The sequence below is a fragment of the Verrucosispora sp. SN26_14.1 genome (assembly GCF_004307965.1).
Classification (GTDB): Bacteria; Actinomycetota; Actinomycetes; order Mycobacteriales; family Micromonosporaceae; genus Micromonospora.
This window is the reverse complement of the sequence record NZ_SISL01000349.1, coordinates 1-6,273: the sequence shown is the minus strand read 5'-3', so window position 1 is coordinate 6,273 and position 6,273 is coordinate 1. Positions and strand designations below refer to the sequence as shown.

Here is a 6,273-nt window from a genome sequence, read left to right as displayed (position 1 = left end):
ATCAGCGACAGCCTCGGTGCCGGCCGGGCGGCCGACGGCCTCCGCGAGCACCACGTCGGCGTCCTCGTCGTCGGCGGGAAGCACCAGGTCCTGCTGGGGGTCGCGGGTGTCGGCCACCCCGCAGACGATCTCGCTCGGGCGGACGTCGTCGCGGCGGGCCACGTACAGGGTGCGCCCGCCGTGTCGGAAGTGCGTCGGCGCGACCTCGCCGAGCGCGGCGGCCACGAAGGCCGGGGCGGCCATCGAGGCGTCGGAGAGCACCGACGAGTCGGGGAAGATCTGCCGTACGCCGTTGGCCAGGCCGGTGTTGAACATCCGCACGACCAGCCGCAGCCGGGGCTCGACCTCCTGCGCGCAGAGGGCGGCCTGCATGTTGCCCACGTCATCCTGGTGCAACAGGGCCAACCCGGCCGCGCCGGCCAACCCGGCCCGGCGGAACGTCGCCTCGTCCAGCCGGTCGGCCGGGACCACCTCGATGCCGGGCAGGTCACGCCCGTCCGGGCCGGGCGACCGCTGCCGCTCGGGCACGACGAGGGTGATCCTCAACCGCCCGGTCTGCGTCTCGCTGGCCAGCATCGCCCGCACCACCCAGTACGCCAGCGGATCCTGGCCGCAGACCACGTAGTGCGCCCGTGGCTCGCCGTTGACCCGCAACCGGCGGCCTGCCCGCCGGGCGCGATCGATCAGCGGCTCCGCCATGCTTCGCATGGTAAACAGCCGGTCGCAGTCCGCGCAGCCCCGCGACGATCATGAAGACCCCTGCCCGGCATGTCCGGGTCGAGGACGGGTACGGCAAGCCCCATGCAGACCTTCCTGCCGTACCCGGACTTCCTGGCCAGCGCCCACGTGCTGGACCAACGGCGGCTCGGCAAGCAGCGGGTGGAGGCGATCCAGGTGCTGCGTGGACTGACCCGCCCCGGGTACGGCTGGCGGCACCACCCCGCGGTGAAGATGTGGACCGGCTACGAGGAGGCCCTCACCCGGTACGGCCTGGACGTCTGCGCGGTCTGGAGCGCCACCGGACGGGCCGACACCTGCGCCACCACGCTGACCGTCGACCTCGCCGACGCCCGGGACATCACGCGGGTCCGTACCCAGCAGGAGCTGGCCGAGGCGGGTGAGCTGCCGCCCTGGCTCGGTCGCGCCGACCTGCACCTGAGCCACCGCTCGTCGCTGCTGCGCAAGGATCCCACGCACTACCGCCCGATCTTCGGGGACGACACCCCCATCGACGTCGAGTACGTCTGGCCCGACTCCGACCGCCGCCCCACCGTGTAAGGAAGGGCCCCCTGCTATCGCCTCGTGTATTACAGGGGTCCCCTCCTTACACTTCGGGCGCTGCCGACCGCGTCGGGCAGACTGTGGGGCGATCGGGAGGTGCGGTGTGAAGCTGTCTCAGGTGTTCGGTCGGCTCATCGGCGTACGGCCGCACCAGGTGGACCCGGGCGGCGGTGGCGCGACCCGGGTGCCGCGTCCCGTGCAGGCGGTCGTGGTCGGTGGCGGCATCGCCGGCATGTCGGCGGCGGTGGTGCTCGCCGAACGCGGTGTCGAGGTGACGGTGCTGGAGGCCGCGCCGACGCTCGGCGGCCGGCTCGGCGCCTGGCCCGACGCGCTCGCCGACGGCACCCCGCAGGTCGACGAACACGGCTTCCACGCCTTCTTCCGGCAGTACTACAACTGGCGCAACATCCTGCGTCGGGTCGATCCGACGCTGCGGTTCCTGCGCCCGATGCCCGGTTACCCGGTGCTCAGCGCGCAGTGGCCGACCGAGGAGTTCGGACGGTTGCCACCCGCCCCGCCGGCCAACCTGCTCACCCTGCTCGCCCGCAGCCCCAGCCTGCGGCTGCGTGACCTGCGCACGATGGACCGGGACGCCGCCCTGCCGCTGCTGACCTACCACCCGGAGCGCACCTACGCCGAGTTCGACCACCGCACCGCCGACGAGTTGCTCACCTCGCTGCGGCTGCCGGACCGCGCCCGGGCCATGCTCTTCGAGGTCTTCTCGCACTCGTTCTTCAACCACGAGGCGCAGATGTCGGCCGCCGAGATGATCGCGCAGTTCCACTTCTATCTGCTCGGCAACCCCGAGGGGCTGGCCTTCGACTGCCCGGACGAGGACTACGCCACCGCGATCTGGCAGCCGCTGACCCGGTACGTGGAACGCCACGGCGGTCGCGTCCGCACCCGTGTCGCGGCGACCGCGCTGGACCGTGAGGGCACCGGCTGGCGGGTACGCACCACCGACGGCTCGTACCCGGCCCGGCACGTGGTGCTGGCCCTCGACCCGCCGGCCCTGGCCGACCTGGTCGCTGCCGCACCGGCACTGGCCGAGGAGGCACCGACGCTGGCGGCGGCGATGCCCGCGTACGGTCGGCCCGGCCCGCCGTACGCGGTGGCGAGGCACTGGTGCGACGGGGACGTGGACCCGGGTCGGGCGACCTTCAACGGGGTGTCCCGGCAGGCCACCCTGGACTCGGTGACGCTGTACCACCGGTTGGAGGAGGAGCCGCGACGCTGGGCCGCGCAGACCGGCGGCTCGGTGATCGAGCTGCACGCGTACGCCTGCGATCCGGACGTGCCCGCCGACGAGGTGGCCGACCGGATGTGGGCCGAGCTGGGCGCGCTCTGGCCGGAGGCGCACCGGCTGCGGGTCCGCGAGCGGCGTGCCCGGGTCGAGGCCAAGGCCCCCGCCTTCACCCCCGGCAGTCATCCCGGCCGGCCCGGGGTACGCACCGAGGCCGCCGGGCTCTACCTGGCCGGCGACGGCATCCGCACCGACTTCCCCAGCGCGCTGATGGAACGGTCCGCGGCCACCGGCATCCTGGCCGCCAACCACATCCTGCGGGCCGAGGGGGGCGCGGCCGAGCCGATCCACTCGGTACGCCCCCGAGGTCTGCTCGCCCGTCCCTGAGCCGTCGGTTCTCGCCCGCCCCCTGACCGGCAGGATCAGGGCGAGCGGGTCGCGGCGGCCGGGTCAGGGCGAGCAGGTCGGCGCGGCCGGGCCAGCACCGGCAAGTCAGGGCGAGCCGGTCAGGCCGAGCAGCTCAGGCGGGCGGGTCAGCCGGCAGTAGGCGGGGTCCAGCCGAACCGGGCCGGACGCCGTTCGTGGAAGGCCGCGACGCCCTCCCGAGCCTCGCCGCTGTCCCGCGCCTGCCCGTGCCACCAGGCGACGCGGTCCGCGTCGGCCCGACCGTCCACGATCTCCTTGGCGGCGGCGACGCTGAGCTGTGAACGCTCGGCGATCGTCGCGGTGAGTGCGTCGACCCGGGCGGCCAGACCGTCGCCGGGCAGCACCTCGTCCACCAGGCCGGTCCGCAGCGCCCGGCCGGCGTCGACCAGCTCACCGGTGAAGAGCAGGTGTTTGGCCGTCGACGGGCCGACCAGCCGGGTCAGCCGTCGGGTGGCCGGCGCCGGATAGACCAGGCCGAGCCGCGCAGGCGGTACGCCGAACCGCGCGTCATCGGCGGCCAGCCGCAGGTCACAGGCGACGGCGAGCAGGCAGCCGCCGCCGACGCAGGCACCCTGCACCGCGGCGACGGTCGGCTTGGCGACGTCGGCCAGCCGTTGCTCCGCCACGTCCACCACGTTGCCGTCACCGGGGTCCAGCACCTCGTCGAGGTCACCCAGATCGGCACCGGCGCAGAAGGTGCCGTCCGCGCCGGTGAGCACCAGGACGCGTACCGCCGGATCGGCCTCCAGGCCGTCGAGCAGCACCGGCAGCTGCCGCCACATCGCCGTCGTCATCGCGTTGCGGCGACCCGGGTTGCGGATCACCACCGTGGCCACCGGGCCGGTCACCTCGACCACGAGTTCCGCGTCCGCCACCGTCCACCCCCTCCTGCCGACGGCCTGAGGGTAACCCGCACCGCCGCCGGGCCCGTCGGCCGTCCGGTGACCCGAGGTGTACGCCTGGTAGCTGCCCGGCATTCACCGGCGGGCCGCCCACGCCTGACAGCGTCGTCCTGCGCGCACCTCCCACCCGGCCCGAGCGAGCAGGTGAGCATGGTTTCCACACCCCAGGTCAGCGTGGTCGTGCCGACCTTCGCCCGGCCCGCGTTGGTGACCCGCGCGGTCCGCAGCGTCCTCGCCCAGACCGTGACCGACATCGAGGTCATCGTGGTCGTCGACGGACCGGACGCCGCCACCGGCGCGGCCCTCGCCGAGATCGGCGACCCCCGGGTACGCGTGGTGGAGCTGCCCGGCCGGGGCGGCGCGCCGAACGCCCGCAACAGCGGCGTACGCGAGGCCCGCGCGCCGTGGACGGCACTGCTCGACGATGACGACGAATGGCTGCCCACCAAGCTCGCCGTCCAGCTCGACCTGGCCCGACGCACCCGCGTGCCCAGCCCGGTCGTGGCCAGCCGTCTGATCAACAAGACGCCCCGGGCGGAGTTCGTGCTGCCCCGCCGCCTCCCCGAGCCGGGCGAGCCGATCAGCGAGTACCTGACCGTGCGCCGGGGCCTGTTCCACGGTGACGGCTTCATCCAGACCTCGACGATCATGGCACCGACCGAGTTGCTGCGCCGGGTCCCGTTCACCGTCGGCCTACGCCGGCAGCAGGAACTCGACTGGACCGTCCGCGCCACCGGCCACCCCGACGTCGCACTGGTCTTCGCCGCCGAACCGCTGGTGCTGTGGCACCAGGACGAGGACCGTCCCCGGATCAGCCTCAGCTCGCCGTGGGAGGCGCAACTCGCCTGGCTGCGCGGCATCCGGCCGCTGATCACCCCGCGCGCGTACGCGGCGATCACGATGAGCATCATCAGCTCGATGGCCGCGCCCACCCGCAGTCTCCGGGTCTTCCGCCTGCTGCTGGCCGAAGCACACCGGCACGGCGACCCGGGGCTGGTCGACTACCTCACGTTCGCGCAGATCTGGCTGATCCCACCATCCCTGCGCCACCGGGTACGCGATCGCATCCTCGGCCGTCGACCCGTACGCCCCGTCCCTGCCCCGCCTCCCACCTCGGACCCGGTGGCGGCGGAGCCCGGAGCCGATGTCCGGCGATAGGGTCGTGGTGGTCTGGCGGAGTTGCCTGCTGCCCGGGTCGGAGACGTTCGTCCGCCACCAGGCCGACGCGCTGCCCACCTGGCGCGCGGTCCACCTGGGTGCGGTCCGGATCGACTCGCCGTTGAGCCGGGACACCGACGTCCTGCTCTGCCCGGACACCCCCCGTGGCCGCCGGGACTGGCTGCGGCTCCGGCTGACCGGCGAGCTGCCCCGCCTGCACCGGATGCTGGCCCGGCTCCGGCCCGACGTGGTCCACGCCCACTTCGGCGGAGACGGCTGGCTGGTCAGCCGCACCGCGACCCGGCTCGGCATCCCGCTGGTGATCACCCTGCACGGGCTGGACGTCACCCGACAGCCGTCCACCCCGGGTTGGCGGGGCACCCGCCACCGACGTCACCTCCGGACCGCCTTCGACCGGGCCGCGATGATCCTGGCCGTCTCCGGCCCGATCCGCGACCGGGCGCTGGAGCTGGGCGCGGACCCGACCAAGGTACGTGTCCACCACACCGGCGTACCCGTACCGGCCGAGCCGCCCAACGGCCCCAAGAACTGGGACGTCGTCTTCGTCGGCCGCTTCGTCGAGAAGAAGGGCGTGGACGACCTCGTCGAGGCCGTGAGCCTGCTCGACGATCTGCGCCCCCGGGTACTGCTCATCGGCACCGGTCCACTGCACGCCCACGTACGCGCCCAGGCCGAGCGGTCGGGAGTGGACGCCACCTTCGCCGGGGCACTGCCACCGGACGAGGTGATGCGACACATCGCCGGATCCCGGGTGCTCGCCGCCCCGTCCCGTACCGCCGCCGACGGCGACACCGAGGGGCTTCCCACCACGATCCTGGAGGCGGCGAGTCTGGGCGTACCGGTGGTGTCGACGTACCACAGCGGCATCCCCGAAGCGGTCACGCACGAGGTGAACGGCCTGCTCGGACCCGAGGCCGATCCACCCGCTCTCGCCGCCAACCTCCGTCGGCTCCTCACCGACACACGCCTACGCCACCGTCTCGGTGACCACGCCCACCGTCACGCCGCCACCCGCTTCGACCTCCACCGCCAAACCCGCGCCCTGGAATCCCTCTACGCCGCCCTCCGCTGACCTCGTCGCCCCGCCCCCGCCCCCCTCTTCCCTCGGCGATCATGGAGTGGTGGTAGGCGATACGCACCTTTGAGCCCTCTTTGCACTGACCACCACTCCATGATCGGCGGAATCCGGGCGGCGCGGGGCGGACGGGATCGCGCGGGCGGGGCGGGTGGGTGGGTGGGTGG

5 protein-coding genes and 1 pseudogene are annotated in these 6,273 nt (G+C 73.6%); 4 read left to right on the top strand and 2 right to left on the bottom strand.

Annotation, left to right across the window (positions count from 1 at the left end; all coding sequences use genetic code 11):
- Positions 1-708, bottom strand: a pseudogene (locus EYA84_RS24060) (NAD-binding protein); the annotation flags it as partial.
- A 93-nt stretch (positions 709-801) separates the two neighbouring features.
- Here EYA84_RS24060 and EYA84_RS24055 point away from each other — a divergent pair.
- On the top strand, positions 802-1,278 hold the full coding sequence (locus EYA84_RS24055; RefSeq protein ID WP_131055594.1) for an MSMEG_6728 family protein: 477 nt from the start codon (positions 802-804) through the stop codon (positions 1,276-1,278).
- 106 nt (positions 1,279-1,384) lie between these two features.
- A complete protein-coding gene (locus EYA84_RS24050) occupies positions 1,385-2,911 on the top strand; it encodes an FAD-dependent oxidoreductase (RefSeq protein WP_131055592.1) in 1,527 nt (508 codons plus the stop codon).
- A 146-nt stretch (positions 2,912-3,057) separates the two neighbouring features.
- Here the strand turns inward: EYA84_RS24050 and EYA84_RS24045 are convergent, their stop codons facing one another.
- Positions 3,058-3,825 carry an enoyl-CoA hydratase/isomerase family protein gene (locus tag EYA84_RS24045; RefSeq protein WP_236145930.1) on the bottom strand — a complete coding sequence of 256 codons (768 nt, stop codon included), beginning with the start codon at positions 3,823-3,825 and terminating at the stop codon, positions 3,058-3,060.
- A gap of 177 nt (positions 3,826-4,002) precedes the next feature.
- Between EYA84_RS24045 and EYA84_RS24040 the strand changes: the two genes are divergently transcribed.
- On the top strand, positions 4,003-5,010 hold the full coding sequence (locus EYA84_RS24040; protein WP_131055588.1) for a glycosyltransferase family 2 protein: 1,008 nt from the start codon (positions 4,003-4,005) through the stop codon (positions 5,008-5,010).
- Positions 4,997-6,103 carry a glycosyltransferase gene (locus tag EYA84_RS24035; RefSeq protein ID WP_131055586.1) on the top strand — a complete coding sequence of 369 codons (1,107 nt, stop codon included), beginning with the start codon at positions 4,997-4,999 and terminating at the stop codon, positions 6,101-6,103. The genes EYA84_RS24040 and EYA84_RS24035 overlap by 14 nt, the downstream gene beginning before the upstream one ends.
- Positions 6,104-6,273 lie beyond the last annotated feature (170 nt).

What these genes read in the sequence shown, in the direction of transcription:
- EYA84_RS24055 (WP_131055594.1), top strand. Translation starts at nt 802, where the DNA reads ATGCAGACCTTCCTGCCGTACCCGGACTTCCTGGCCAGCGCCCACGTG.
- EYA84_RS24040 (WP_131055588.1), top strand. Translation starts at nt 4,003, where the DNA reads ATGGTTTCCACACCCCAGGTCAGCGTGGTCGTGCCGACCTTCGCCCGG.
- EYA84_RS24035 (WP_131055586.1), top strand. Translation starts at nt 4,997, where the DNA reads ATGTCCGGCGATAGGGTCGTGGTGGTCTGGCGGAGTTGCCTGCTGCCC.